Consider the following 24,890-nt stretch of genomic DNA (forward strand, 5'->3'; position numbering starts at 1 on the left):
GGGCTCTGGGTGCACAGCACCGGCGTGTAGCCGTGCGAGGCCAGTGCCTGCTCGATGACCTGGGCGAAGGCCGGGAAGATCGGGTTGGTCAACTCGGGTATGACCAGGCCGATCAGGCCCGCGCTGCGCTGCCGCAGCCGCAGCGGGCGCTCGTACCCCAGGACGTCCAGGGCGGCGAGCACCCGCTGACGGGTGGCCGCCGCGACCCCCGACTTGCCGTTGAGCACCCGGCTGACCGTGGCCTCACTGACCCCGGCCTGTCCGGCGATATCGGCGAGCCGGGCGGGCGCGGCGTCAGCCATGCGTCGTCCACCAGGCGGTGGTGTCGGCGGGCAGGACGTCACCGGCGGCCGGGACCGGGCCGCTGGCCAGCAGGAGGGTTCCCGGGGAGGCCAGTTCGCCGGTCAGGGTGACGTCGGCGCCGGTGGTGTTGGCCAGGACGAGCACGGTGCTGCCGTCCGCGCCGTGCCGCCGGAAGGCCAGGACGCCCTCGGGCGCCTCCAGCCACTCCACCGCGTCGCCCGCGCCGAGCGCCGGCTGCTCGCGCCGCACCGACAGCGCGGTGCGGTACAGCATCAGGGTGGAGCCGGGGTCGCCGAGCTGGGCCGAGACGGCGAGCTTGGCCCACTCCCCCGGCTGCGGCAGCCAGCTGCCGCCGGTGCCGAACCCGTAGGAGGGGCCCTCGCTGGTCCACGGGATGGGCACCCGGCAGCCGTCGCGCAGCCCGTCCTGGCCGCCCGCGTCGGTGTCCTCGTCGGGCGCGCGGCGGAAGAAGGCCGGGTCCTGCCGTACCTCGTCGGGGAGTTCGGTGACCTCGGGCAGGCCGAGTTCCTCGCCCTGGTAGAGGTAGGCGGAGCCGGGCAGCGCCAGCATCAGCAGCGTGGCGGCGCGCGCCCGGCCCAGGTCGCCGCCGAGCCGGGTGAGGTGGCGCACCACGTCGTGGTTGGAGAGCACCCAGGTGGTGGGGGCGCCGACCGGGCGCATGGAGTCCAGCGAGGAGTCGATGACCTCGCGCAGCGCGCCGGCCTCCCACGGAGTGCTCAGATAGTGGAAGTTGAACGCCTGGTGGAGTTCGCCGGGGCGCAGGTAGCGGGCGGTGCGCTCGGCGCTGGGTGTCCAGGCCTCGGCGACGGCGATGCGCTGCCCGGGGTACTCGTCGAGGATGGCGCGCCAGCTGCGGTAGATCTCGTGGACGCCGTCCTGGTCGAAGAACGGCATCTCCTGGGTGCCGAGCAGTTTCAGCTGGCCGCTGTGACCCATGTCGGGCAACCCGGGTGCCTTGACCAGGCCGTGCGCCACGTCGATGCGGAAGCCGTCGACGCCCATGTCGAGCCAGAAGCGCAGCACGGAGCGGAATTCGTCCCGGACGGCTTCGTTGTCCCAGTTGAAGTCGGGCTGTTCGGGGGCGAAGAGGTGGAGGTACCACTCGCCGGGCGAGCCGTCGGGGTTGGTGGTGCGGGTCCAGGCGGGGCCGCCGAAGATGGACTCCCAGTCGTTGGGCGGCTCCTCGCCCTTCTCGCCCTTGCCGGGGCGGAAGTGGTAGCGCTCGCGCAGCGGGGATCCCGGGCCCTCGCGCAGGGCGCGGCGGAACCACTCGTGGCGGTCGGAGGAGTGGTTGGGGACCAGGTCGGTGATGACGCGCAGGCCCAGGTCGTGGGCTTCGCGGATCAGGTCGTCGGCGTCCTGGAGGGTGCCGAACATGGGGTCGATGGCCCGGTAGTCGGCGACGTCGTAGCCGGCGTCGGCCTGCGGGGAGGCGTAGAACGGGCTCAGCCAGACGGCGTCCACACCGAGGTCGGCCAGGTACGGGAGCCGGGCGCGGATGCCGGGCAGGTCGCCCATGCCGTCGCCGTCGCCGTCGGCGAAGGAGCGGGGGTAGACCTGGTAGATGACGGCGTCCCGCCACCAGCCGGGCGTCTCGGTGGCGTGGGTGGTGGGGCCGGCGAGGTGCTGGGTCATGTCTTCCCTGTGGCTCGTCGTGAAGGTGTTGGGGGGACTGCGGGGCTGGGGTGGTCAGGCCTTGGTGGCGCCGGCCGTGAGCCCGGATTGCAGGTGCCGCTGCGCGTAGCCGAAGACCAGGGTCGCGGGTACGGCGATGAGGACGGCGGCGGCGGTCATCAGATGCCAGTCCTGGGTGTGCTGGTTGACGAAGGTCTGGAGGCCGCCGGCGAGGGTGAGATGTCTCTCGCCGGTCATGAAGGCCGTGGCGTAGGCGACTTCGGCCCAGGCGGTGACGAAGGTGTAGAAGCCGGTGACGGCCAGGCCCGGGCGGGCCAGCGGCATGATGAGCCGCCAGAAGGTGCCGAACGGGGAGAGTCCGTCCACCCGTCCCGATTCGTCGATGGAGACCGGGATGGTGTCGAAGAAGCCCTTCATCATCCAGGCGCAGAACGGCACCGCGATGGTGAGGTAGGTGACGATCAGCGCGATCGGCCGGTTGAGGAGCCCGTACCGGGACATCAGGTTGTACAGCGGCACGATGAGCACGGCCATCGGGAACATCTGGGTGATCAGCAGGGTCCACATCAGCGGGCGCATGCCGGGGAAACGGAAGCGGCTGAGCGCGTAGCCGGTGGTGGAGGAGATGAACACCCCGATCACCGTGGTGGTGACCACGACCAGCAGGGAGTTGCCGAACCAGGTGAGGAACTTGGTGTTGTTCAGCACATGGTCGTAGTTGTCCAGGGTGAAGTTGGAGATGAGCGCGATGGTGAAGGTGTCGCTCTTCGGCTTGAAGGAGGTCACCAGCAGCCACAGCGGCGGGAAGACCGCGATGACGGCGGCGAACAGCAGGGTGGCGTGCAGACCGAAGGAGGCGAGCGGGCCGCGTTCGCCGCGCCGCCGCGGGCGCTTGCCCCTGCCGCCGCCGGCGCCGCCGGACTGCGGGATGTCGCCGCGGCCGGGGTCGGAGCCGGGGCCGGTGCGGGTGCCGGCCGAGGTGGAGCCGGAGTCGAAGCGTGTTGTCTCGGCGCCCATGGCTACCACACCTCTCCCTGCTTGCGCAGTGCCCGCCGGTAGGAGATCGCGAACAGGACCAGAAGCAGCAGGATCAGGACGCCCCAGGCGGCGGAGTTGGCGAAGTCGCGCGGGCTTCTGATGAAGGCGAGCCGGAACGCCTCGGTCACCAGGATGTCGGTGGAGCCGGCCGGGCCGCCCCGGGTGAGCAGGAAGATCACCGGGAACATGTTGAAGGTCCAGATGGTGCTCAGCAGCACCACGGTCATGGAGACGGAGCGGACCCCGGGCAGCGTGATGTTCCAGAACCGCTGCCAGGGTCCCGCGCCGTCCATCTCGGCGGCCTCGTAGTGCTCGGCCGGGATGGACTGGAGCGCGCCGAGCATGGCGATGAGCATGAAGGGCACGCCCAGCCAGACGTTGACCGCGATGACGGCGAACTTGGCCCAGGTGGGATCGCTCAGCCAGTGGATGCCGGCGATGCCCCGGCCTTCCATCAGGTTGTTGAGGATGCCGTTGCGCTCGTTGAAGATCATCCGCCAGGCGAAGACCGACACGAAGGCCGGGATCGCCCAGGGCAGGATCAGCGCCATCCGGTACAGCGTGCGGCCCCGGAAGGTCCGGTTCAGCATGTTGGCCAGGGCCAGGCCGATCAGGAAGGTGATGGCGACGCAGGAGACCGTCCACACCATGGTCCAGCCGAGCCGGTCCCAGAACTTGCTGTCGCCGAGGATGTCCGCGTAGTTCTCCAGGCCGACGAACTCGTACGTGGCCTCCATCTTGTTGACGCCGATCTGGCGTTCGACGTTGGCCTCGTTGGCATTGGTGAGGGACAGGAAAACACCGCGCACCAGGGGCCAGCCGATGATGCCGGTGATCACGACGACCACCGGGGCGATCATCGCCCAGGCGTACCAGTAGTTCGCCAGGGTGCGGCGCGTTCTGGCGCCCTTCCCGAGCCGGGTCCTCACCGCGTCAGCAGCCATGTGCTCGCTCGCCGCCCTTCGTCTCACACGTCCGTGGGATTCGCACCGGACCGCCCGCTCAGTCGAGCCAGTCGTCGAGGACGTCGCGGTAGGCGTCGCCGGTCTGCTGGGCGGCCTTCTCCGGGGGGACGGAGCCGATCAGCATCGCCTCGACGCTGTCGCCGATGGGCTCGAACAGGGACTGGGCCTGCGGGATCCACGGGCGCTCGTGGGCCACGTCGACGGCCGGCTTGAAGAACTGGACCATCTCGTTGCCCTGCACGGACGGCACGTCGTAGACGGAGGTCCTGGTGGGCAGCAGGCTCAGTTCCTCGGTGATCCGCTGCTGGGTGGCGGCGGAGGACATGTACTTGACGAACTCGAAGACGGCCGGGGACTCGCTCTCCGGGGTGCCGGCGTAGACCGCGTAGTTCCAGCCGCCCTGCGGCGCGGCCTGCGCGGCGGAACCGGCGGGCACCGGGGCGACGCCGAGGTTGTCGCCGAGGCCGGCGACCGCGTCGTTGATGGCCCACGGGCCGTTGATCATCATGGCGACGTCGCCCTTGCTGAAGGCGCTCATCATGTTCTCCCAGCCGTCGCTGGTGTCGGTGATGGCGGCCCCCGAGGTGACCATGTCCTGCATGCGGGTGAACGCGGCGATCCCGGCCTCGTTGTCGATCGTGACCTCGCGCTCCTCGGCGTCGACCATGTCGCCGCCCTCGCCGTACAGGAACGGCAGGAACCAGTACGGGTCGTCGCCCCGCAGGTACATCGGCACGGCGCCGACGCCCTGGAAGTCCGGCACGGACGCCTTGACCTCGTCGAGGGACTGCGGCACCTCGACGCCGGCGTCCGCCAGCAGCTGCTTGTTGTAGAAGAGCGCCAGGGTGTCGATGACCTGCGGCACGGCGTAGGTGGCGCCCTCGTACTGGGTGCTGGCCCACGCCTGGGGCAGGAAGTCCTCCTGGTTCTCCAGGGCGGGGGTCTCGTCCAGCGGCCACAGGTAGCCGAGGCTGGCGAAGTCGGCGACCCAGGCCACCTCGGTCCGCATGACGTCGGGCGCCTCGTTGGCGGCGGCGGCGTTCTTGAAGCGGTTCTGCGCGTCGTCGAAGCCGATGTTCACATAGTCGACGGTGACGCCCGGGTGCTGGGTCGCGAACTCCTCGGCGATGGCCTGGAAGACCTGCGCCTCGGTCTCGTTGGAGGTGTCCCAGTAGGTGATGGTGCCGGACAGCTCCCCGTCCGCGGCGGCTCCGCCGCCCCCGTCCCCTCCGTCGCCACCACCGCAAGCCGTTACCGCAAGCGTCAGTGCCGCCAGAGCGGCAGTCGTCGTCCCTATGCTGCGCCGCATGTGAACTCCTTCAAGCGTTCCGCCCGGTTTAGGGGGCTGTGTCCCACCCTAGGCGTGGCTCCCTCGCCACGCCGGGCCGATCAGGAACGTAACAGCGGCGTCATCCTTTGGAAAGACCTTGCGGCAAATTTCTGCAAGCCTGCCGCGCCAACCGTTCCAGCGGCTCCGGCGACCGGTGCGCCGGTGGCGCTACCCCGGCGCGTTCCGGCACCCGCCGCCCGGCCGTCCGGGTGAATCCACCGGCCGGGCCACCGGGCGCAATGCCCACAACCCGGTACAGTTCCCCCGGCCCGGTGGGCACGTCCCGGGGCGGCCGGTAAGGTCCACTGGGTGACCGCACGGCTAGCTGACATCGCAGCCCAGGCGGGGGTCAGCGAGGCGACCGTCAGCCGGGTGCTCAACGGCCGGCCGGGCGTCGCCGCCACCACCCGCGAATCCGTCCTGGCCGCCCTGGACCTGCTCGGCTACGAGCGCCCGGCGCGGCTGGCCAAGCGCAGCGCGGGACTGGTCGGGCTGATCACCCCCGAGCTGGAGAACCCGATCTTCCCGGCGTTCGCCCAGGTCATCGGGCAGGCCCTGACCCGGCAGGGCTACACGCCGGTGCTCGCCACCCAGACCCCGGGCGGCTCCACGGAGGACGAGCTGACCGGGATGCTCGTGGAACGCGGGGTGGCCGGGATCATCTTCATCTCCGGGCTGCACGCGGACACCTCCGCCGATGTGGAGCGCTACGAGCGGCTGCGCGGCAACGGGGTGCCGTTCGTCCTGATCAACGGCTTCGCGCCCGGGGTGCGCGCCCCCTTCGTCTCGCCGGACGACCGGGCGGCGATGCGGCTGGCGATGAGCCACCTCGTCTCGCTCGGCCACCGCAGGATCGGGCTGGCCCTCGGCCCGGCCCGCTTCGTCCCGGTGCAGCGCAAGATCGAGGGCTTCCTGCGCGGCGCCGCCGAGGACCTGGGGCTGGACGAGGCGGCGGCCGGCGAGCTGATCGAGCACTCGCTGTTCACCCTGGAGGGCGGCCAGGCCGCGGCCACCACCCTGCTGGAGCGGGGGTGCACGGCGGTGATCTGCGCCAGCGACATGATGGCGCTCGGCGCGATCCGCGCCGCCCGCCAGCGCGGCCTCGCCGTCCCGGCGGACGTGTCGGTGATCGGCTACGACGACTCCCCGCTGATCGCCTTCACCGACCCGCCGCTCACCACCATCCGCCAGCCCGTCCCGGCGATGGGCCAGGCGGCGGTCCGCGCCCTGCTGGAGGAGATCGGGGGCACCCCGGCTCCGCACAGCGAGTTCGTCTTCCTGCCGGAGCTGGTGGTCCGGGGCTCGACGGCGACCGCGCGCCGGGCGAGTGGGGACGCGTGACGGAGGCGCGGCCGGGGGTACGGGGGGTGCCCCCGGGAGGACACAGCCTGCCGGAGCTGGTGGTCCGGGGCTCGACGGCGACCGCGCCGTCCGTCCCGGGGCGGATCCCCTAGGGCAGGAAACCCGACTGGAGGATGATCGGGCAAGCGTCCGGACTCTGGCAGACTGTGCGTCCATGGGGGCAACAAGCGTCGAGCCGGACAGTGAACAGCGAGTGGATGCGGGGAGCGTGACCGACAAGCACACGGAGCCCCCGTCCCGCGACAGACGGCTGGGGGCCCTGCGCGTACCCCGGCGTCCGCGCATCTGGTTCGAGCTGCTGCTCATCGCCGTCAGCTACGGCGTCTACTCCATGATCCGCAACGCCGCCCCCACCCGGGAGGACCAGGCGCAGGCGAACGCGCAGTGGATCTGGGATCTGGAGAAGTCCCTCGGGCTGGCCTTCGAGCGCGCGGTCAATCACGGCATCGAGGCCGTGACCTGGCTGATCGTGCCGATGAACTACTACTACGCCACGCTGCACTTCATCGTGACCATCGGCGTGCTCGTGTGGCTGTTCCGCTGGCACCCCGGCCGGTACGGGGCCACCCGCCTGGTGCTGTTCGCCACCACCGGTGTGGCGCTGATCGGCTACTACTTCTATCCGCTGGCGCCGCCCCGGCTGATGGAGGGCATGGACTTCATCGACACCGGCCAGGTGTACCAGACCTGGGGTTCGTTCCAGTCGGAGAGCATGCAGTCGGTCTCCAACCAGTACGCGGCGATGCCGTCGATGCACATCGGCTGGTCGGTGTGGTGCGGCATCACGATAGCGGTGCTGGCCAGGCCGCTGTGGGTGAAGATCCTCGGCGTGCTGTACCCGACCCTGACCCTGCTGGTGATCGTGGCCACCGCCAACCACTTCTGGCTGGACGCGGTGGGCGGGCTGGTCTGCCTGGGCTTCGGGTACACGGTCGCCCGGCTCTGGTACGGCTCCTCGCCGTACCGGCTGCCGCGCCGGGTGGCCCCTCCCCCGCCGGCGGCGGAAGCCGCTCAGTCCCCGTCGTAGAACAGCCGCTCCACCACCGTGCGGGCGCGGCGCGTGGTGCGCCGGTAGTCGTCGATCATCTGGCCGCCGCTGCCGGTGTCCTGCTGCCGGGCGGCCCCCGGCTCGTACCCGAGGTAGCGGGCGACGGCCGCCAGTTCGCGCGGGTCGGTGGGGAAGGTGTCCTGCGGGCGGCCGCGCACCAGCATCACCGCGTTGCGCACCCGGGAGGCCAGGATCCAGGCGGCGTCCAGCACGGCCGCGTCCTCGGCGTCCAGCAGCCCGGCCGCCTCGGCGGCGGCCAGGGCCCGGCGGGTGCGGGTGGTGCGCAGCCCGGGGACGGCGGCGGCGTGCCGCAGCTGGAGCAGCTGGACGGTCCACTCGATGTCGGAGAGTCCGCCGCGGCCGAGCTTGGTGTGGGTGGTCGGATCGGCGCCGCGCGGCAGCCGTTCGGCTTCCATCCTGGCCTTGAGCCGGCGGATCTCACGGACGTCCTGCTCGGTGAGCCCGTCCTGCGGGTAGCGCAGCGGGTCGATCAGCTCGATGAAGCGCGCGCCGAGGTCCGGGTCACCGGCCACCGGCTGGGCGCGCAGGAGGGCCTGGCTCTCCCAGACCAGTGACCAGCGCCGGTAGTAGGCGGCGTAGTTCTCCAGGGTGCGCACCAGGGGGCCGCCCCGGCCCTCGGGGCGCAGGGTGGTGTCGATGAGCAGCGGCGGGTCGGTGGAGGGGAGCTGGAGCAGCCGGGTGAGTTCGTTGGCGACGGTGAAGGCGGCGCGGTCGGCTTCGGCGCGGTCGGCGCCCTCGCGCGGTTCGTGGACGAACATCACATCGGCGTCGGAGCCGTAGCCCAGTTCGTGGCCGCCGAAGCGGCCCATGGCGATGATGGCGAACCGGGTGGGGAGTTCGGCGCCCCAGCGGTCCTGGACGGCGGCGCGCAGGGCTCCGGCGAGGGTGGCGGCGTTGATGTCGGTGAGGGCGTCGCCGACCAGGTCGAGGGCGGGGCCCTGGCCTTCGCCGGGCGGGGCGCCGGTGGGGCGGTAGGCGCCGACGATGTCGGCGGCGGCGGTGCGGAACAGTTCGCGGCGGCGCACGCCGCGGGCGGCGGCCACGGCGTCCTCGGGGGTCGCGGCCCGGCCGACGGCGGCCAGGACCTCCTGGCGCAGGGCGGCGGCGCCGCGCGGGGCGAGTCCTTCGGGGGCGCCGAGCAGGGCGACGGCCTCGGGGGCGCGCAGCAGCAGGTCGGGGGCGAGCCGTCCGGCGGAGAGCACCCGGGCCAGGTTCTCGGCGGCGGCGCCCTCGTCGCGCAGCAGCCGCAGGTACCAGGGGCTGGTGCCGAGGGCGTCGGAGACCTTGCGGAAGCCGAGCAGTCCGGCGTCGGGGTCGGCGGAGTCGGCGAAGCGGTCCAGCAGGACGGGCAGCAGGGTGCGCTGGATGGCGGCCTTGCGGGTGACGCCGGAGGCGAGGGCGGCGAGATGGCGCAGGGCGGCGGCCGGGTCGGCGTAGCCGAGGGCGACCAGCCGTTCGCGGGCGGCCTCGGGGCCGAGCCGTACGCCGCCGTCCTCCAGGCCGGCGACGGCTTCCAGCAGCGGCCGGTAGAACAGCTTCTCGTGCAGCCGGCGGACGGCGGTGGTGTGCCGCCGCCAGGCGGCGGTGACCTCGGCGACCGGGTCGGCGGTGAGGCCGAGGGAGCGGCCGAGGCGGCGCAGGTCGGGCTCGTCCTCGGGCATGAGGTGGGTGCGGCGCAGCCGGTACAGCTGGAGGCGGTGTTCGACGGTGCGCAGGAACCGGTAGGAGTCGTGGAGGGTGGCGGCGTCCTTGCGGCCGATGTAGCCGCCGTCGGCGAGGGCGGCCAGCGCGTCCAGGGTGGTGGCGTGGCGCAGGGCGGGGTCGGTGCGGCCGTGCACGAGCTGGAGCAGCTGGACGGCGAATTCGACGTCGCGCAGTCCGCCGGGGCCGAGTTTGAGTTCGCGTTCGACGCGGTCGGCGGGGATGGACTCCTCGACGCGGCGGCGCATGCGCTGGACGTCGGGGACGAAGTTGTCGCGGTCGGCGGCCTGCCACACCAGGGGGGCGACGGCGCGGGCGTAGCGGCGGCCCAGTTCCTCGTCGCCGGCGACGGGGCGGGCTTTGAGCAGGGCCTGGAACTCCCAGGTCTTGGCCCAGCGGTCGTAGTAGGCGAGGTGGCTGGCCAGGGTGCGCACCAGGGGCCCGTTGCGGCCCTCGGGGCGCAGGTTGGCGTCGACGGGCCAGATGGTGCCCTCGGCGGTGGTGTCGGAGCAGATCCGCATCATGCGGGAGGCGAGCCGGGTGGCGGCGCGCAGGGCGGCGGCCTCGGCGCCCTCCGGGGCGCCTTCGGGGGGTTCGGCGACGAAGATGACGTCCACGTCGGAGACGTAGTTGAGTTCGCGGCCGCCGCATTTGCCCATGCCGATGACGGCGAGGCGGCAGCCCGCGGCGTCGTCGGGGGCCTCGGCGGAGGCGATGCGCAGCGCGGCGCGGACGGTGGCGGTGGCGAGGTCGGCGAGTTCGGCGGCGGTGTCGGCGAAGCCGGTGGTGCCGGTCATGTCGCGGGCGGCGATGGTGAGCAGGGCGCGGCGGTAGCCGACGCGCAGGCTGTCGGGGTCGTCGGCGTCGGCGAGCGCGGCGGTGAACTCCTCGATGCCGGGGTGCAGGTCGGCGGTGTCGAAGGCGGTGAGGGTGCGCCATTCGACGGGGTGGCGGGCGAGGTGGTCGCCGAGGGCTTCGGAGGCGCCGAGGACGGCGAGGAGCCGGTCGCGCAGCGGTTTGGCGGACAGCAGGGTGTCCAGGAGGACCGCCCGGTCCCCGTCCGGCTGGGCCTCGGCGAGCCGGACGAGGGCGGCGAGCGCGAGGTCGGGGTCGGCGGTGGCGGCGAGGGCGTCGAGCAGGACGCCGTCGTCGCCGGCCGGGCGCAGCGCCTCGTGGTCGAGGAGGACGCCGGCGGCGCGCGGATCGGTGAATCCGCGGCGCGCCAGCTGGCCGAAGCGCCCGGGCCGCCGCGCGCCGGGCGGGGTGGCGGGTGCCGTCACAGGACCGGGAGGTTTTTGCGCAGCTCGAAGGCGGTCACTTCGGAGCGGTACTCCTCCCATTCCTGGCGCTTGTTGCGGAGGAAGAAGTCGAAGACGTGCTCGCCGAGGGTTTCGGCGACGAGTTCGCTGTGCTGCATGAGGTTGATGGCCTCGCCGAGGTTCTGCGGGAGGGGTTCGATGCCCAGGGCGCGGCGTTCGCGGTCGGTGAGGGCCCACACGTCGTCCTCGGCGCCGGGCGGCAGTTCGTAGCCTTCCTCGACGCCCTTGAGGCCGGCGGCCAGCAGCAGGGCGTAGGCGAGGTAGGGGTTGGCGCCGGAGTCGAGGGAGCGGACCTCGACGCGGGTGGAGCCGGTCTTGCCGGGCTTGTACATGGGGACGCGGATGAGCGCGGAGCGGTTGTTGTGGCCCCAGCAGATGTAGCTGGGTGCTTCGCCGCCGGCGCCGGCGGTGCGCTGGGTGCCGCCCCAGATGCGCTTGTAGGAGTTGACCCACTGGTTGGTGACGGCGGAGATCTCGCCGGCGTGCCGCAGGAGTCCGGCGATGAAGGAGCGGCCGATCTTGGAGAGCTGGTACTCGGCGCCGGTCTCGTGGAAGGCGTTGCGGTCGCCTTCGAAGAGGGAGAGGTGGGTGTGCATGCCGGAGCCGGGGTATTCGGAGAACGGCTTGGGCATGAAGGTGGCGTGCACGCCCTGTTCGAGGGCGACCTGCTTCATGACGAGCCGGAAGGTCATGATGTTGTCGGCGGTGGAGAGGGCGTCGGCGTAGCGCAGGTCGATCTCCTGCTGGCCGGGGGCGCCCTCGTGGTGGGAGAACTCCACGGAGATGCCCATGGATTCGAGCATGGAGATGGCCTGGCGGCGGAAGTCCATGCCGACGTTCTGCGGGGTGTGGTCGAAGTAGCCGGAGTTGTCGGCGGGGGTGGGGCGGGTGCCGTCCACCGGCTTGTCCTTGAGGAGGAAGAACTCGATCTCGGGGTGGGTGTAGAAGGTGAAGCCGAGGTCGGAGCTCTTGGCGAGGGCGCGCTTGAGGACGTAGCGGGGGTCGGCGTAGGAGGGTGAGCCGTCCGGCATCAGGATGTCGCAGTACATGCGGGCGGTGCCGGGGGATTCGGCGCGCCAGGGCAGGACCTGGAAGGTGCTGGGCGCGGGTTTGGCGATCATGTCGGACTCGTGGACGCGGGCGAAGCCCTCGATCGCGGAGCCGTCGAAGCCGATCCCCTCGTCAAATGCCTGTTCGAGTTCGGCCGGGGCGACGGCGACGGACTTGAGGAAGCCCAGCACATCGGTGAACCACAGCCGGACGAACCGGATGTCACGCTCCTCCAGGGTACGGAGCACGAACTCCTGCTGCTTATCCATGGCCACCATCCTCGCAGGTCACAACGCTCATTCTGGCGCACGGAAGCTCATCCGTCGCCCTCCAGTATCACGCCCGCCGGTTTCGGTGGCATTGCCGGTACGGCGGCGGGTCGGGGACGGCCGGTGAAGGCGGCCGGGAGGGGTGGTGGCGGGAGGGCGCACCGGCGGTGTCCTGCCGGTGGAGTGTGCCGGGGGCAATCCGAACCGGCCAGGCGCCCGATGAGCTTTGGCCATGCATGTGCGGTACGTGTTTGAGCACGCGCCCCGGCGCATCCACGCAGTTCATCGGCTTGTCACGCCCGTGCGCGCCCCCGCTCACGGACTCGTTCGGGGGACGTTTTCCCAACTCGCTGCGCCGGGGGCTTGCGGCCCCGTACTCTCCCTGTCACATAGCGAGTTGCGACCACTACAGCTAGTCGCGGCCGGGTGGCCGCAGCCCGCGAGCGGACGCACGTATGTCAGAGGCATACCCCCTCCTCATCCGCAACCGCAGCCCTCTGTCCATCACCACTGTCCATCGCAACGCTAGTGAGGAAGCCCATGGTGCGAGCAGGTTCATTACAGCGGAGTGAGCGTCCCCCGCGCCCGGGCGTGTGGATCGTGCCGCCGGCGCTCACCGCCGTCGGCGCCGTCGCCGCCCTGCTGCTGGTGAGCGGCGAGCAGCGGGCGGCGGTGGCGTGGTGCGCGGTGGTGGCCATGATCCTGGTGGCCGCGCTCTCCGCCGAGGTGGCGCGCCGCGGGCTCGCCCTGGCCGCCCTCAAGGAGCAGCTGGCCACCGAGCGTGCGACCCGGCGCAAGGAGGCCCACCACCTCGCCTGGAAGATCTTCCCGGTGGTCCTCGACAAGGTGCAGGACGGGGCCTCGCCCTCCGAGGTCACGCCCCGCGACCACAGCGAGCTGTCCAGCGACCCGGAGATCGGCGCCTCCTACTACACCGCGCTGTTCAAGTCCGGTGTCGCCGTCCAGGAACGCGAGCACGCCAAGGACTCCGCGAACCGGGCCATCGTCAACATCTCCTGCCGCATCCAGTCCGAGATCCACCGCCTCCAGGACGACATCAACAAGATGCAGTACCGGCACGGCGGCCCGGAGATCCTGGGCGACCTGATGCACCTGGAGCACGGCATCAACGTGACCGGCCGGTTCGCCACCTCGCTCGCCGTCCTCGGCGGCGGCGCCCCGATGCGGCGCTGGCAGCGGCCGATCTCCCTCTACGACGTGATGCGGGCCGGCAGCGCCCCCATCCAGGAGTACCTGCGCGTCGAACAGCACCACGTCGCCGAGATCGCGGTCATCGGCCCGGCGGCCGAGTCCGTCATCCTCGTGCTGGCCGAGCTGCTGGACAACGCCTGCCGCTACTCCCCGCCCAGCACCTCCGTGGTGATGAACACCGAGGAGGTCGCCGCCGGTGTCGAGATCTCCATCGAGGACAAGGGGATGGGGCTCACCGAGGAGTCCCGCAAGCACGCCGAGTTCCTGATGAAGCAGGCCGCCGACGGCCTCGACCTCTCCGACCTCGGCGAGACCGCCCGGGTCGGGCTGCGGGTCGCCTCCATCCTGTCCAACCGGTTCGGACTGCGGCTGACGCTGCGCCCCTCCACCGGCAACGGGGTGCGCGCGGTCGTCTTCGTGCCGCAGGAACTGCTGACCCAGCTCCCCGAGCCCAAGTACCCGATCCCCGGGATGCGTCCCAAGCCGCACCCGGTGATGGCCCCGGGGCTCGCCCGCCCGGTCGACGAGGACGAAGAGATCGCGTACGAGCGCAACGAGAACGGCCTGCCCCAGCGGCACCGCAACCGGGCGTTCGACAAGCCACGGCGCGCCGCCGCGCAGCCCGCGCGGCAGCCGCAGCCGGGCCGGGGCGCCGCGCCGCCGACCGCCGGGGACGGCGGCGGGGGCGCCGAGCGGCCGGGCGGCAAGACCGCCCGCCAGGTGGAGTCGGGGCTGTGGGTCTCCGACTTCTTCGCCGGGCTCGCGGCGGCCGACGGCGGGCACCCCAGTGGCACGGACCATTCCTCCGCCGATCAGCCGACCGGCAACGACCTCCGGAAGTAAAGGGTGTAACAGGTGGTAGAGCACGTGACACAGCGGCTGATGAACATGGACTGGATGCTGAAGGACCTGGCGTCCTCCGTGCCCGGCATCGGGCACATCGTCCTGCTGTCCGCAGACGGACTGTGCATGGCTCAGCACGGCGACGACCGGGACGCCGGGGAGCGGCTGGCCGCCGCCGGCTCCGGCCTCAAGAGCCTGGCGCAGTCCGTGGCGATGGAGTTCCCCGACGAGGAGCACGACGTACGGATGGTGGTGCTGGAGCTGACGGGCGGTTTCTTCTATCTGATGTCGGCCGGCTCCCGCTCCTACCTCGCGGTGACCGCGAGCGCCGAGGTGAGCGCCACCATGGTCAGCCAGCGGATGCGGGACCTCGTACTGCGGCTCGGAGAGCATCTGTCCAGTGCGGCGCGCGCCCCCGAACAGGCGGCGCCATGAGCCGGAAACGGCGGGACGGCAGCGGCGGGGCGGACGGCCAGGAGGACGAGGCCCCCGTACCGCTGTATGTCATCACCGGCGGGCGCAGTGAGGGCAAGGAGGACCACTTAGTCCTGGATCTGGTCACGCTGGTCGTGTCCCGGTCCGCTCCCTCCTCCGGTATGCATCCCGAGCAGGCGGCCATCTTGCGGATGTGTGGCAACCCCCTGTCCGTGGCCGAGATCTCCGCGTACATCGATCTGCCGTTCAGCGCGGTCAACGTGCTGCTGGCGGACCTGGTGGCCAACTCCCACGTGGAGGTCAGGGAAGCGAGAAGTGCGATGCCGCAGCGCTCCGCGACGGATCCCGATATCGACACCCTGAAGGCTTTGATCGATGGACTACAACGGCTCTGACCTCTCCCTGGGCCCACGGCCGGAGGATCTGCTGCCCGCCTCGACGGAGAAGTCCGTCAAGGTGGTGATCGTCGGCGGCTTCGGCGTGGGCAAGACCACGATGGTCGGCTCGGTGAGCGAGATCCGCCCGCTGACCACCGAGGAGACCATGACCCGCAACAGCGTCGGGGTCGACTCGCTGCGCGGGGTGGAGCACAAGACGGACACGACCGTGGCCATGGACTTCGGCCGGATCACCCTCAACCAGCAGCTGGTGCTCTACCTGTTCGGCACCCCGGGGCAGCAGCGGTTCTGGTTCCTGTGGAACGGCGTGATCGAGGGGGCGCTCGGCGCGGTGGTGCTGGTGGACACCCGGCGGCTGGAGGACAGCTTCCAGGCGATGGACCGGCTGGAGGCCGGCAACGTGCCCTTCGTCGTGGCCGTCAACAACTTCCCCGACGCGCCGCTGCACTCGGTGGCGGCGCTGCGCTCCGCCCTCGACCTCGGCGAGGACGTCCCGCTGGTCAACTGCGACGCGCGGATGCTGGAGTCCAGCCGCGACGTCCTGCTGACCCTGATGCGTTATCTGTACACGAATGCCACCCAAGCACCCTCGGAGGTCACACGATGAGCGGGCCCGCTGCCGACGCGTCAGGTTTCCGGACGCCGGGTGCGCAGCCACCGCCCGGCTGCCCGGCGCACGCGGGCGGCGCCTCGGGTGCGGTGGTCTCCGGCACGGCGCAGCCGGTCGGTCCGTACGGGCCCGGCGGGGTGACCCGGCTGTTCGGTCCCGAGGCGTCGGCCGATCCCATCGGGCTGTACGAGCGGCTGCGCGCCGAGCACGGCCCGGTGGCGCCGGTACTGCTGGAGGGCGACGTCCCGGCGTGGCTGGTCCTCGGCTACCACGAGATCCTGGAGGTGTGCCGGCATCCGCGCCGCTACAGCCGGGACGGCCGCAACTGGCGCGACTGGCAGAACGGGGTGGTGGGTCCGCACGACCCGATCGCCCCCGTGCTGGCCTGGGGCCCGGACGCCACGCACCAGGACGGCGCGGTGCACCACCGGCTGCGCGGGGCCGTCAACGAGTCGCTGGAGCGGTTCGACCGGCGGGCGATCCGCCGGCTGGTCGCCCGGTACGCCAACCATCTGATCAACGAGTTCGTGGACGCGGGCGAGGCCGAGCTGCTGAGCCAGTACGCGCAGCTGCTGCCGATGCGGGTGATGGGGCGGCTGGCCGGGCTGGACGAGGAGGACGGCCCGCCGATGACGGAGGCGGCCCGGCAGCTGCTGATCGGCACCGAGAAGGCGGTGACGGCCGACCAGTTCATCCAGCGGCGGCTGCGGGAGCTGGTGGCGGCCAAGCACGAGGCGCCGGGCTCCGACCTGGCCAGCTGGCTGATCGAGCACCCGGCCCGGCTCACCGACGAGGAAGTGCTGCACCATCTGCGGCTGGTGCTGGTGTCCGCCAACGAGACCACCACCAACCTCATCGTCAACACGCTGCGCGTGGTGTTCACCCACCCCCGGTTCCGCGGGTCGCTGCACGGCGGCCGGATGACGCTGCCGGCGGCGGTGGAACAGGTGCTGTGGGACGAGCCGCCGATCGCGGTCTGTCCCGGCGGGTTCGCGATGTTCGACATGGAGCTGGGCGGCCAGCACATCAAGAAGGGCGACGCCATGCTGCTGGCCCTGTCGGCCGGCAATGTGGACCCGGTGGTGCGGCCCGCGCCGGGGACGATGATGTACGGCAACCGCTCGCACCTGTCGTTCACCAGTGGCGCCCACGAGTGCCCCGGCGCGGACATCGGGCGGGCCATCACGGGGTCGGCGATCGAGGCGCTGCTGTACCGGCTGCCGGACATCCACATGACGATCGAGGCGGACGAGCTGACCTGGTCCGCCTCCACCTGGTCCCGGCACCTGGACCGGCTGCCGGTGCGGTTCACGCCCAGGGACGCGCCGACACCGATCGCGCCGATCCGGTTCACCCCGGAGGAGCTGGGGCACCGCGCCGTCCAGCACGCGGCGGCCCGGGACCGGCTGGCGCGCGGCGCCCGTACGGAGTCGGGCGTGCTGACGGCGGTCCAGCATCCGGACCGCTCCGGCCCCGGCACCGGTCACGGGCCGGGGACCGGGCTCAGGGACGGACGGCGGGGCTGGTGGAGCCGACTGTGGGGCCGCTGAGCGCGCCGGGGCGGCCGGCTCCCGCCGCGCCGATGTCGTCCGGGATCACCTCGACGCCGATGTTCTCGGTGGCGTAGCGGGCCGAGGCGGTGCCCCAGCGCTGGTTGCCGATCATCCAGTGCCGCAGACCGGCGATGTGCCGGGCGAGGAGGTCCCGCTCGGGGGTCCCGGCGTACCGTTCGAGGAGGGTGTGCGCGGTGTCCTGGAAGCCGCGCACGGTGTTGCGGACCAGGGCGCCGACCCGCTCCAGGGCGTCGGCGCGCGAACAGCCCCGGGTGCGCTGGGTGATGAGGACGAGGTTGTGCGGGTCGCCCTGGGCCTCTTCGCGCTCCACGGAGTGCACGTCGTTGCAGAGGAAGATCACGTCGGTGGCGCTGCGCAGCAGGGTCTGCACGCCGGGGCTCCAGTACAGCTCCTCGGGCAGTTCGAAGTGCCCGGCGCGTTCGATGAGGTCGAAGCAGGGGCCGGTGCCGACGGCCTCGCGGCGCAGGGTGATGTAGGTCTTCTCGTCCAGCAGGGCGCCGGAGCGCCGATTGTGGGCCTCTTCGACATAGGCGCGGAAGAAGCGGGTGTAGGTGGCGGCGGCGCGGCCGCGCCACTGCTCGGACATGCCCTCGGCGCTGCGCTGCCACACATCGGTGTAGGCGCGGGTGAGGGGGGTGTCCAGTTCGGGCGGGGTGCCGGGTGCGCGGTAGGGGATGGCGGCGAGTTCGGCGCTGAGCCGGGCCACGTGCTCGGGGTGGCTGCCGCGCGGTCCGTCGAACTGGTCGTCCAGTGGGAAGCCGATGCAGACGGCGTCGGTCACCAGGTCGAGGTCGGCGCCGCGGGCTTCGGGGTAGGCGTAGCCGGCGAGATCGGTGAGCAGCCACTCGCGGTAGCGGCGCAGGGCGTGTTCGCCGCGCACCAGGCCGTGGGCGCGGATCCAGTCGAGGTGGTGTTCACCGGCGCGGGCTGCCTCGGGATTCGATCCGGTCTCGAACGGCAGGAAGAAGGTGACGTTCTGCGGCATGCGACCTCCTCTCTCTCCAGCCCCTCCCATGAACATCCGTTCATTCGCGGGGCGTGGAGTTCCTTGCCCTGCTGCCTTTTCCGGCAATCTGTACCCGCACGATCCTGACCGAATGTTTGCGTTTGGAGGGGATCATTCCGCTTGTTTTGCTGCCATCCGGGTGATCTTCGGTAACGGGCGAGGCGGAAGTGACAAAAGAGGAGCGGGAAAAGAGCTGGGGCTCACAGGCCCGGGGCGCCCCAGACCGGGAACCAGCGGCTGAGATCCTTCTCCAGCCGCAGATCGTTCTCCAGCAGACCGCGCATCTGGAGTTCCAGCGGGGTGTCGCGCTTCTCGCCGCCGCCCGGCACCGGCGCGAAGGGGTAGAACGTGCCCCGCTTGTAGAGGTAGACGAGGGCCAGCGGACGGTCCCGGTCGTCGATGAAGCCGATCAGCGAGCACAGCAGCTGCGGCCCGAAGCCGCCGTCCTGGAGCAGCGTGTTCACCGCGTGCAGATCGTTGACCAGACCGGCCGCGTCGGACGGGTCGTGCTCGGCGAGCAGCCAGGTGTAGCCGTAGCTGTCCTGGCTGTACTCGACGGGCACCCCGCCGGTGGCGGTGTCGGCGTCCAGCAACCCGCGCACATCCTCCTGGATGCGGGAGAACGCGCCGCCCTCCACGCTGGCGAAGCACACCGAGCCGCGCCCGGTGGGTGTGAACCCGGCGCCGGCCTCCAGGGTCAGCGCGGCGGACGGCACCGCGAACAGCTGGTCCAGGTCGGGTTTCACCGGCTTGCTGCGGCCCAGGATGATGTCGAGGAAGCCCACGGGAGGATCAGCACCTTCGGCGGTCGGGTCGGGCGGAGGACGGGGCTGCCGATCCTACGGGGGCGCCCCCGGGGCGTCCTACGGCCGGCCCAGCTCGGCCGAGATCCGGCCCAGCTGGTCGAGGCGCTTCTCCAGGGTCGGGTGCGAGGACAGCAGATTGCTCATGCTCTCGCCGGAGATCGCCGGGGCGAAGTAGAACGCGTTGAACGGCTCCGCCTGCCGCAGATCGCGGGTGGGCACCCGCGCCATCTGGCCGGAGATCTTGGTCAGCGCGGAGGCCAGCGCCGAGGGCCGCCCGGTCAGCAGGGCGCCGGCCCGGTCGGCGGCCAGCTCCCGGTAGCGGGAGAGCAGCCGGGTCAGCAGATAGCTGATCACGTACACCACCGCGCTGATCAGCGGGATCAGCAGCAGGGCGATGTTCTGGTTGTTGTTGCCGCGGGCCCGGCCGAGACCGCCCCACAGGGCCATCCTGGTGATCAGTCCGGCCAGCACGCCGAGGAAGCCCGCGATGGTCATCACGGCGACGTCGCGGTGCGCCACGTGGGACATCTCGTGGGCCAGCACCCCCTCCAGCTCGTCGGGCTCCAGCCGGCGCAGCAGCCCGGTGGTGACACAGACCAGCGACTTGTGCTGGCTGCGCCCGGTGGCGAAGGCGTTCGGGACGTCGGTGTCGGCGATGGCGACCTTGGGCTTGGGCATGTCGGCCAGCGCGCACAGCCGGTCCACCGCCCCGTGCAGCTCGGGCGCCTGCTCGGGGGTGACCTCGCGGGCGCCCATGCTGTAGGCCGCGATCCGGTCGCTGAACCAGAACTGGACGACGAAGAGCCCGCCCGCGATGAGCACGATCAGCGGCCATGCCTTGCCCAGCAGGGCGATCAGGACGCCGACGAACACGACGTACAGCAGCCCGATGAGGAACATGGTGGTCACCATGCGCCGGGTGAGCCCCCGGTCCGGGGCGAAACGGGTACGGGCCATGTCTGTCGCTTCCTCCTGCTGGGGGCGGTTCCCCACCTCTCCAACATAAACGGCCGGCCGGCCGTTCGGAGAAAGGCCGGAAAACCGGACGTACGGGACGGGACGGCCCGGCCCGGGCGGGCGCGGCCCGCCCCCGGCTCAGAAGTCGAGCCGGGCCGCCACCGGCAGATGGTCGCTGCCGGTGGCCGGCAGGGTCCAGGAGGACACCGGCTCCAGCTCGCGCGCCAGGATCTGGTCGATCCGGGTCACCGGGAAGTCCGCCGGCCAGCTGAAGCCGAAGCCCGCGCCCGCCGCGCCCTGGGTGGAGCGCAGCTGGGAGGTGACCGGGGCGAGCGCCCGGTCGTTCATCGTGCCGTTGAGGTCACCGAGCACCAGCAGCCGGCTCAGCGGCTCGTCCGCGATGGCCCGCCCGAGCATCTCGGCCGCCTGGTCGCGCTGCTCGGCGGTGAACCCGGCCCGGAACTGCACCCGTACCGAGGGCAGGTGCGCCACCAGGACCGCCACCTCGCCCTGGTCGGTGTGCGCGGTGGTGCGCAGCGCCCGGGGCCAGGCCATGCCGATGTCCACCTCGGTGGTCTCGCCGAGCGGGATGCGGCTCCACAGCCCGACGGTGCCGATCACGGTGTGGTACGGGTACGCCTCGGCCAGGCCCTCCTCGTACGGCTCGCTCCTGCCCTGCGGCAGCTCCTGGAGGGCGATGAGGTCCGCGCCGGTGGCCGCCAGGTCGGCGGCGGTGCCGGCCGGGTCCTCGTTGTCGGCGTCCACGTTGTGGCTGATCACCATGAGGGCGCCGCCGCTGCCGGTCTTGTCCAGCAGCAGTCCGCCGAAGAGGTTGAGCCACACCAGCAGGGGCACCAGCAGCGCCACCAGGGCCGTGACCGAGCGGCGCAGCACGGCGCCCAGGGCGAGTACCGGGATGGCGAGGCCGGCCCAGGGGAGGAAGGTCTCCAGCAGGCTGCCGAGGTTGCCGATCCGGTTGGGGATCCGGGAGTGCAGCAGCATCGTCAGGGCCAGCAGCACCGCCGCCGCCGCGATGATCACGCCGCGGCGCCAGCGGCCCACCCGGTCGCTCCAGCGCGCGCGGGCCCGGCGGGGCGCCTCCGGTGGTGTTCCGTCGTCCCCCGGGGTGTCCACCAAAGTCATGCGCCGCCCTCACCAACCGTCGCTCTCCGCCCCCGGAACCTTACGCGAACCGGGACTCCCGAGCGCATCCGTGCAGGCTGCCGGGGTGAACACCCGGCCACTGACGGGGACGCCCGGGAGAGGGTGCCGGGTTCCGTCCGGGCCGCTTCCGGTGCCCGGGGATCGGTGCGACCATGGGAGGCGATCCGGGGACGCCGTGACGGCGCTTCGAGACGACGAATGGAGCACAGCGATGACGCAGCAGAACGCTGCCCGGAATCCGGGACTGTACGGGGGCAAGAGCAGCCGTCGTATCACTGTCCGTGACATAGCGGCGGCCAAGCGGCGCGGCGAGAAGTGGCCGATGCTCACCGCCTACGACGCGATGACCGCCTCCGTCTTCGACGAGGCCGGCATCCCGGTGATGCTGGTCGGCGACTCGATGGGCAACACCCACCTCGGCTACGACTCCACCGTGCCCGTCACCCTCGACGAGATGACGATGCTGTCGGCGGCCGTGGTGCGCGGCACGCGGCGGGCGCTGATCGTCGGCGACCTGCCGTTCGGCTCGTACCAGGAGGGCCCGGCGCAGGCGCTGCGCAGCGCCACCCGGCTGCTGAAGGAGGCCGGGGTCGGCGCGGTGAAGCTGGAGGGCGGCGAGCGCTCCGCCGACCAGATCCGGCTGCTGGTGGAGTCCGGCATCCCGGTGATGGCGCATGTGGGGCTCACTCCGCAGTCGGTGCTGGCGTTCGGCGGCCACCCGGTGCAGGGGCGCGGCGAGGAGGCGGCCCAGCAGTTGCTGCGGGACGCGAAGGCCGTGCAGGACGCCGGGGCGTTCGCGGTGGTGCTGGAGCTGGTGACGGCGGAGCTGGCCGCGGAGGTCACGCGGTCGCTGCACATCCCGACGGTCGGCATCGGGGCGGGCGCGGAGTGCGACGCGCAGGTGCTGGTGTGGACCGACATGGCCGGGATGACGGACTGGCCCGGTGGCCGGATGCCGCGCTTCGTGAAGCAGTACGCGCGGCTGCGCGAGTCCCTGGGGGACGCCGCGAAGGCGTTCGCCGAGGACGTGGTGTCGGGGGCGTACCCGGCTCCCGAGCACAGCTTCCGTTCCTGACTCGCGGGCTGTCCGCGGCCGGGGTGTCGGCACTCTGTCGGTGACTTGTCGGTGGGCCCTGGCAGTCTGGGGTCCATGACGCGAGTGAACACCCCCGGCCGCGGGCGGAACGCCGTCGAGGTCCGCGGCTTGGTCAAGCATTTCGGGGAGACCAAGGCAGTCGACGGCATCGACCTGGATGTCCGCGAGGGCACCGTGATGGGTGTCCTCGGCCCCAACGGCGCGGGCAAGACGACGCTGGTGCGCTGCCTGTCCACCCTGCTGATACCGGACGCCGGCACGGCGATGGTGGCGGGGTACGACGTGGTGCGCCAGCCGCGCGCGCTGCGCCGCACCATCGGGCTGACCGGCCAGTACGCCTCGGTGGACGAGAAGCTCTCCGGCTGGGAGAACCTGTACATGATCGGGCGGCTGCTCGATTTCTCCCGCCCCGAGGCCCGGCGGCGGGCGGACGAGCTGCTGGAGCGGTTCTCGCTCACCGAGGCGGCCAGGCGGCCGGTCGGCAAGTACTCGGGCGGCATGCGGCGCCGCCTCGACCTGGCCGCGTCCATGATCGGCCGGCCCCGGGTGCTCTACCTGGACGAGCCGACGACCGGCCTGGACCCGCGGACCCGCAACGAGGTGTGGGACGAGGTGAAGCGGATCGTCGCCGACGGCAACACGGTGCTGCTCACCACGCAGTACATGGAAGAGGCCGAGCAGCTGGCGACCGAGCTGACCGTGGTGGACCACGGGAAGGTCATCGCCGAGGGCACGGTGCGCGAGCTGAAGGCCAAGGTGGGCGGGCGGACGCTGCTGGTCCGCCCGGTGGACCCGGACCAGCTGCCGCTGATGGCGGCGGCGGTGGCCGAGGCGGGTCTTGACGGCATCGCGGGCGCGGGCACGGACCCGGCGGGTGAGGCGCTGAGCGTGCCGATCATCAGTGACGAGCAGCTGACCGCGGTGGTCGGGCTGCTGGGGGCGCGGGGGTACGGCATCGCGGACATCGGCATCCATCTGCCGAGCCTGGACGAGGTGTTCCTGTCGATCACGGGCCGGCCGGCGGCGAAGACGGACGAGGCAGAGGAAGAGACGGCGAAGGCATGAGCGCCACCACGACACAGGAAAGGCCCGCCCCGGCGCCGGTGCAGGGCTCCGAGGACGGCCGGATCGGGCTGCGGGCGAATCTGCGGCACATCGGGGCGCTGGTGCGGCGCAACGCGCTGCAGATCAAGCAGAACCCGGAATCGATGGCCGACGCGCTGCTGATGCCGATCGTGTTCACGCTGCTGTTCGTGTACGTCTTCGGCGGGGCGATCGCCGGGGAGGGCGGCGGCTATCCGAACTGGATCGTGCCGGGGCTGATGGCCATGATGGGCCTGAGCATCGCGATGGCGGTGGGCACGGGCGTGCACGAGGACTTCAGCAAGGGCGTGATGGACCGGTTCCGGTCCATGCCGATCGCCCGTTCCTCGGTGCTGATCGCGAAGGTTGTCGTGGAGATCGGCCGGCTGCTGGTCACCATGGCGGTGCTGCTGGTGGTGGGTCTCGCGGTGGGTCTCGAACTGAACGGCCGCTGGCTGGAGCTGCTGGCCGCGGTGGGCCTGTCCACGCTGTTCGGGGCCTCGCTGACCTGGATCTTCATCCTGCTGGGCCTGACGATGAGCAGTGCGCAGGCCATCCAGGGGATGGCGTTCATGGTGATGATGCCGCTCCAGTTCGGCTCGTCGATCTTCGTGCCGACGGAGACGATGCCCGGGTGGCTCCAGGCGTTCGCGGACGTCAATCCGCTGTCGCAGCTGGCCGAGGCGTCACGGAACCTGATCAACGGCACCGGTGACGTCGGCGGCCCCGCGCTGTCGGTGGTGCTGTGGTCGGTGGCCATCACGCTGGTGACGGCGCCGCTGGCGATCGCGAAGTTCCGCAAGAAGGTGTAGGCGCTCCCGGCGCGCGCCACCGGGCCGCGGCGGGCCGCTCTCAGCGGCCGGCCGCGGCTCTCTTGTGCGCGAACCAGGCGATATTGGAGGCCAGCCCCGCGATCAGCACCCACAGGATGCCGAGGAAGCTGCCGTTGACGAACGACACCACGGCGGCGGCCACCGCCAGCACGCAGATGATCAGGGCGTACAGGGCGAGCCGCCGGGTGGTGCGGTCGGTGGTGGTGCCGGGGGCCGGTGCGCTGGAAGACATGCGCCCCATTCTCCCCGAGCGGGTCAGATGTCGGTGAGCCGGACCCCGGCGTGCGCCTTGTAGCGGCGGTTGACCGAGATCAGGTTGGCGACCAGCGACTCCACCTGGTGGGCGTTGCGCAGCCGTCCGGCGAAGACCCCGCGCATCCCGGGGATGCGCTGGGCGAGGGCCTGGACGGTCTCGCAGTCGGCCCGGTCCTCGCCGAGGACCATGACGTCGGTGGGGATCTCGGTGACCTCGGGGTCCTGGAGGAGCACGGCGGACAGGTGGTGGAAGGCGGCGGTGACCCGGGACTCGGGCAGCAGGGCGGCGGCCTGCTGGGCGGCGCTGCCCTCCTCGGGGACGAGGGCGTAGGCCCCCTGCTTGTCGAAGCCGAGCGGGTTGACGCAGTCGACGACGAGCTTGCCGGCGAGTTCGGTGCGCAGGGCGGTGAGGGTCTTGGCGTGGCCGTCCCAGGGCACGGCGACGATGACGATGTCGCTCTCCCGGGCGCAGCCGGCGTTGTCCAGCCCGCGGATGCCCAGCCCCAGCTCGGCGGCGGCGGCCTCGGCCCGTTCGGCGGCCCGCGATCCGATGATC

23 protein-coding genes are annotated in these 24,890 nt (G+C 71.7%); 10 read left to right on the forward strand and 13 right to left on the reverse strand.

Going from position 1 to position 24,890, the window contains the following annotated elements; all coding sequences use genetic code 11:
- From ACFV5N_RS08835 to ACFV5N_RS08855, 5 genes are all read right to left on the reverse strand, one after another.
- The coding region (locus ACFV5N_RS08835; RefSeq protein WP_385596025.1) for a LacI family DNA-binding transcriptional regulator at nt 1-302 on the reverse strand (302 nt) is incomplete at its 3' end.
- Nucleotides 295-1,959, reverse strand: a complete 1,665-nt coding sequence (locus ACFV5N_RS08840) for a glycoside hydrolase family 13 protein (protein WP_385596028.1) — start codon at nt 1,957-1,959, stop codon at nt 295-297. The genes ACFV5N_RS08835 and ACFV5N_RS08840, both read right to left, overlap by 8 nt.
- Before the next feature lie 54 nt (nt 1,960-2,013).
- Nucleotides 2,014-2,976 carry a sugar ABC transporter permease gene (locus ACFV5N_RS08845; RefSeq protein WP_385596031.1) on the reverse strand — a complete coding sequence of 321 codons (963 nt, stop codon included), beginning with the start codon at nt 2,974-2,976 and terminating at the stop codon, nt 2,014-2,016.
- Between the two features lie 2 nt (nt 2,977-2,978).
- The gene (locus ACFV5N_RS08850; RefSeq protein WP_385596033.1) at nt 2,979-3,941 is read right to left on the reverse strand and encodes a carbohydrate ABC transporter permease; all 963 of its coding nucleotides are present in this window, start codon (nt 3,939-3,941) and stop codon (nt 2,979-2,981) included.
- Between the two features lie 58 nt (nt 3,942-3,999).
- On the reverse strand, nt 4,000-5,271 hold the full coding sequence (locus ACFV5N_RS08855) for an extracellular solute-binding protein (RefSeq protein ID WP_385596036.1): 1,272 nt from the start codon (nt 5,269-5,271) through the stop codon (nt 4,000-4,002).
- Nucleotides 5,272-5,601: 330 nt separating this feature from the next.
- On the opposite strand from ACFV5N_RS08855, the gene ACFV5N_RS08860 reads away from it, so the two are divergent.
- Together ACFV5N_RS08860 and ACFV5N_RS08865 are read left to right on the forward strand one after the other, a co-directional pair.
- The gene (locus ACFV5N_RS08860; RefSeq protein WP_385596039.1) at nt 5,602-6,633 is read left to right on the forward strand and encodes a LacI family DNA-binding transcriptional regulator; all 1,032 of its coding nucleotides are present in this window, start codon (nt 5,602-5,604) and stop codon (nt 6,631-6,633) included.
- 175 nt (nt 6,634-6,808) lie between these two features.
- Nucleotides 6,809-7,681, forward strand: a complete 873-nt coding sequence (locus ACFV5N_RS08865) for a phosphatase PAP2 family protein (protein WP_385596042.1) — start codon at nt 6,809-6,811, stop codon at nt 7,679-7,681.
- Here ACFV5N_RS08865 and ACFV5N_RS08870 read toward each other — a convergent pair.
- Nucleotides 7,666-10,704 carry a bifunctional [glutamine synthetase] adenylyltransferase/[glutamine synthetase]-adenylyl-L-tyrosine phosphorylase gene (locus ACFV5N_RS08870; RefSeq protein WP_385596045.1) on the reverse strand — a complete coding sequence of 1,013 codons (3,039 nt, stop codon included), beginning with the start codon at nt 10,702-10,704 and terminating at the stop codon, nt 7,666-7,668. The two genes, ACFV5N_RS08865 and ACFV5N_RS08870, sit on opposite strands and share 16 nt — an antisense overlap.
- Nucleotides 10,701-12,062, reverse strand: coding sequence for a type I glutamate--ammonia ligase (gene glnA / locus ACFV5N_RS08875; RefSeq protein ID WP_026047291.1), 1,362 nt, complete (start codon nt 12,060-12,062; stop codon nt 10,701-10,703). Before glnA ends, ACFV5N_RS08870 begins: the two co-directional genes overlap by 4 nt.
- Nucleotides 12,063-12,653: 591 nt before the next feature.
- Between glnA and ACFV5N_RS08880 the strand changes: the two genes are divergently transcribed.
- Genes ACFV5N_RS08880 through ACFV5N_RS08900 form a run of 5 tightly spaced genes read left to right on the forward strand, consistent with a single transcriptional unit; the run spans nt 12,654 to nt 17,110 of the window.
- Nucleotides 12,654-14,117 carry an ATP-binding protein gene (locus ACFV5N_RS08880; RefSeq protein ID WP_385596047.1) on the forward strand — a complete coding sequence of 488 codons (1,464 nt, stop codon included), beginning with the start codon at nt 12,654-12,656 and terminating at the stop codon, nt 14,115-14,117.
- A 24-nt stretch (nt 14,118-14,141) separates the two neighbouring features.
- Nucleotides 14,142-14,552 (forward strand): roadblock/LC7 domain-containing protein, encoded by a 411-nt coding sequence (locus ACFV5N_RS08885; RefSeq protein WP_385596050.1) that lies wholly within the window; start codon nt 14,142-14,144, stop codon nt 14,550-14,552.
- Complete coding sequence (locus ACFV5N_RS08890; RefSeq protein ID WP_019432972.1) at nt 14,549-14,947, forward strand: DUF742 domain-containing protein; 399 nt, start codon at nt 14,549-14,551, stop codon at nt 14,945-14,947. Before ACFV5N_RS08885 ends, ACFV5N_RS08890 begins: the two co-directional genes overlap by 4 nt.
- Nucleotides 14,928-15,557 carry an ATP/GTP-binding protein gene (locus ACFV5N_RS08895; protein WP_019432973.1) on the forward strand — a complete coding sequence of 210 codons (630 nt, stop codon included), beginning with the start codon at nt 14,928-14,930 and terminating at the stop codon, nt 15,555-15,557. The genes ACFV5N_RS08890 and ACFV5N_RS08895 overlap by 20 nt, the downstream gene beginning before the upstream one ends.
- A complete protein-coding gene (locus ACFV5N_RS08900) occupies nt 15,554-17,110 on the forward strand; it encodes a cytochrome P450 (protein WP_385596053.1) in 1,557 nt (518 codons plus the stop codon). Before ACFV5N_RS08895 ends, ACFV5N_RS08900 begins: the two co-directional genes overlap by 4 nt.
- Here the strand turns inward: ACFV5N_RS08900 and ACFV5N_RS08905 are convergent.
- The 4 genes from ACFV5N_RS08905 to ACFV5N_RS08920 form a co-directional block, all read right to left on the reverse strand.
- On the reverse strand, nt 17,064-18,119 hold the full coding sequence (locus ACFV5N_RS08905; protein ID WP_385596056.1) for a terpene synthase family protein: 1,056 nt from the start codon (nt 18,117-18,119) through the stop codon (nt 17,064-17,066). The genes ACFV5N_RS08900 and ACFV5N_RS08905 overlap by 47 nt on opposite strands.
- A gap of 221 nt (nt 18,120-18,340) precedes the next feature.
- Complete coding sequence (locus ACFV5N_RS08910) at nt 18,341-18,925, reverse strand: hypothetical protein (protein WP_385596059.1); 585 nt, start codon at nt 18,923-18,925, stop codon at nt 18,341-18,343.
- Nucleotides 18,926-19,003: 78 nt separating this feature from the next.
- The gene (gene htpX / locus ACFV5N_RS08915) at nt 19,004-19,903 is read right to left on the reverse strand and encodes a zinc metalloprotease HtpX (protein WP_385596062.1); all 900 of its coding nucleotides are present in this window, start codon (nt 19,901-19,903) and stop codon (nt 19,004-19,006) included.
- Between the two features lie 138 nt (nt 19,904-20,041).
- The gene (locus ACFV5N_RS08920) at nt 20,042-21,046 is read right to left on the reverse strand and encodes an endonuclease/exonuclease/phosphatase family protein (RefSeq protein ID WP_385596065.1); all 1,005 of its coding nucleotides are present in this window, start codon (nt 21,044-21,046) and stop codon (nt 20,042-20,044) included.
- Between the two features lie 232 nt (nt 21,047-21,278).
- Between ACFV5N_RS08920 and panB the strand changes: the two genes are divergently transcribed.
- The 3 genes from panB (at nt 21,279) to ACFV5N_RS08935 (ending at nt 24,058) form a co-directional block, all read left to right on the forward strand.
- Nucleotides 21,279-22,142 carry a 3-methyl-2-oxobutanoate hydroxymethyltransferase gene (panB, locus tag ACFV5N_RS08925; RefSeq protein WP_385596068.1) on the forward strand — a complete coding sequence of 288 codons (864 nt, stop codon included), beginning with the start codon at nt 21,279-21,281 and terminating at the stop codon, nt 22,140-22,142.
- Nucleotides 22,143-22,217: 75 nt separating this feature from the next.
- Nucleotides 22,218-23,228, forward strand: a complete 1,011-nt coding sequence (locus tag ACFV5N_RS08930; protein WP_385596071.1) for an ATP-binding cassette domain-containing protein — start codon at nt 22,218-22,220, stop codon at nt 23,226-23,228.
- Entirely contained in the window at nt 23,225-24,058 is an 834-nt protein-coding gene (locus ACFV5N_RS08935) for an ABC transporter permease (RefSeq protein ID WP_385596074.1), read from the forward strand. The genes ACFV5N_RS08930 and ACFV5N_RS08935 overlap by 4 nt, the downstream gene beginning before the upstream one ends.
- Before the next feature lie 40 nt (nt 24,059-24,098).
- Here the strand turns inward: ACFV5N_RS08935 and ACFV5N_RS08940 are convergent, their stop codons facing one another.
- Both ACFV5N_RS08940 and npdG read right to left on the reverse strand, forming a co-directional pair.
- Entirely contained in the window at nt 24,099-24,311 is a 213-nt protein-coding gene (locus ACFV5N_RS08940) for a hypothetical protein (protein WP_385596076.1), read from the reverse strand.
- 23 nt (nt 24,312-24,334) lie between these two features.
- Nucleotides 24,335-24,890 (reverse strand): NADPH-dependent F420 reductase (gene npdG, locus ACFV5N_RS08945; protein ID WP_385596079.1); only part of this gene is annotated, 556 nt, incomplete at its 5' end.

Source organism: Streptomyces sp. NPDC059853, from assembly GCF_042731495.1.
Lineage (GTDB): Bacteria > Actinomycetota > Actinomycetes > Streptomycetales > Streptomycetaceae > Streptomyces.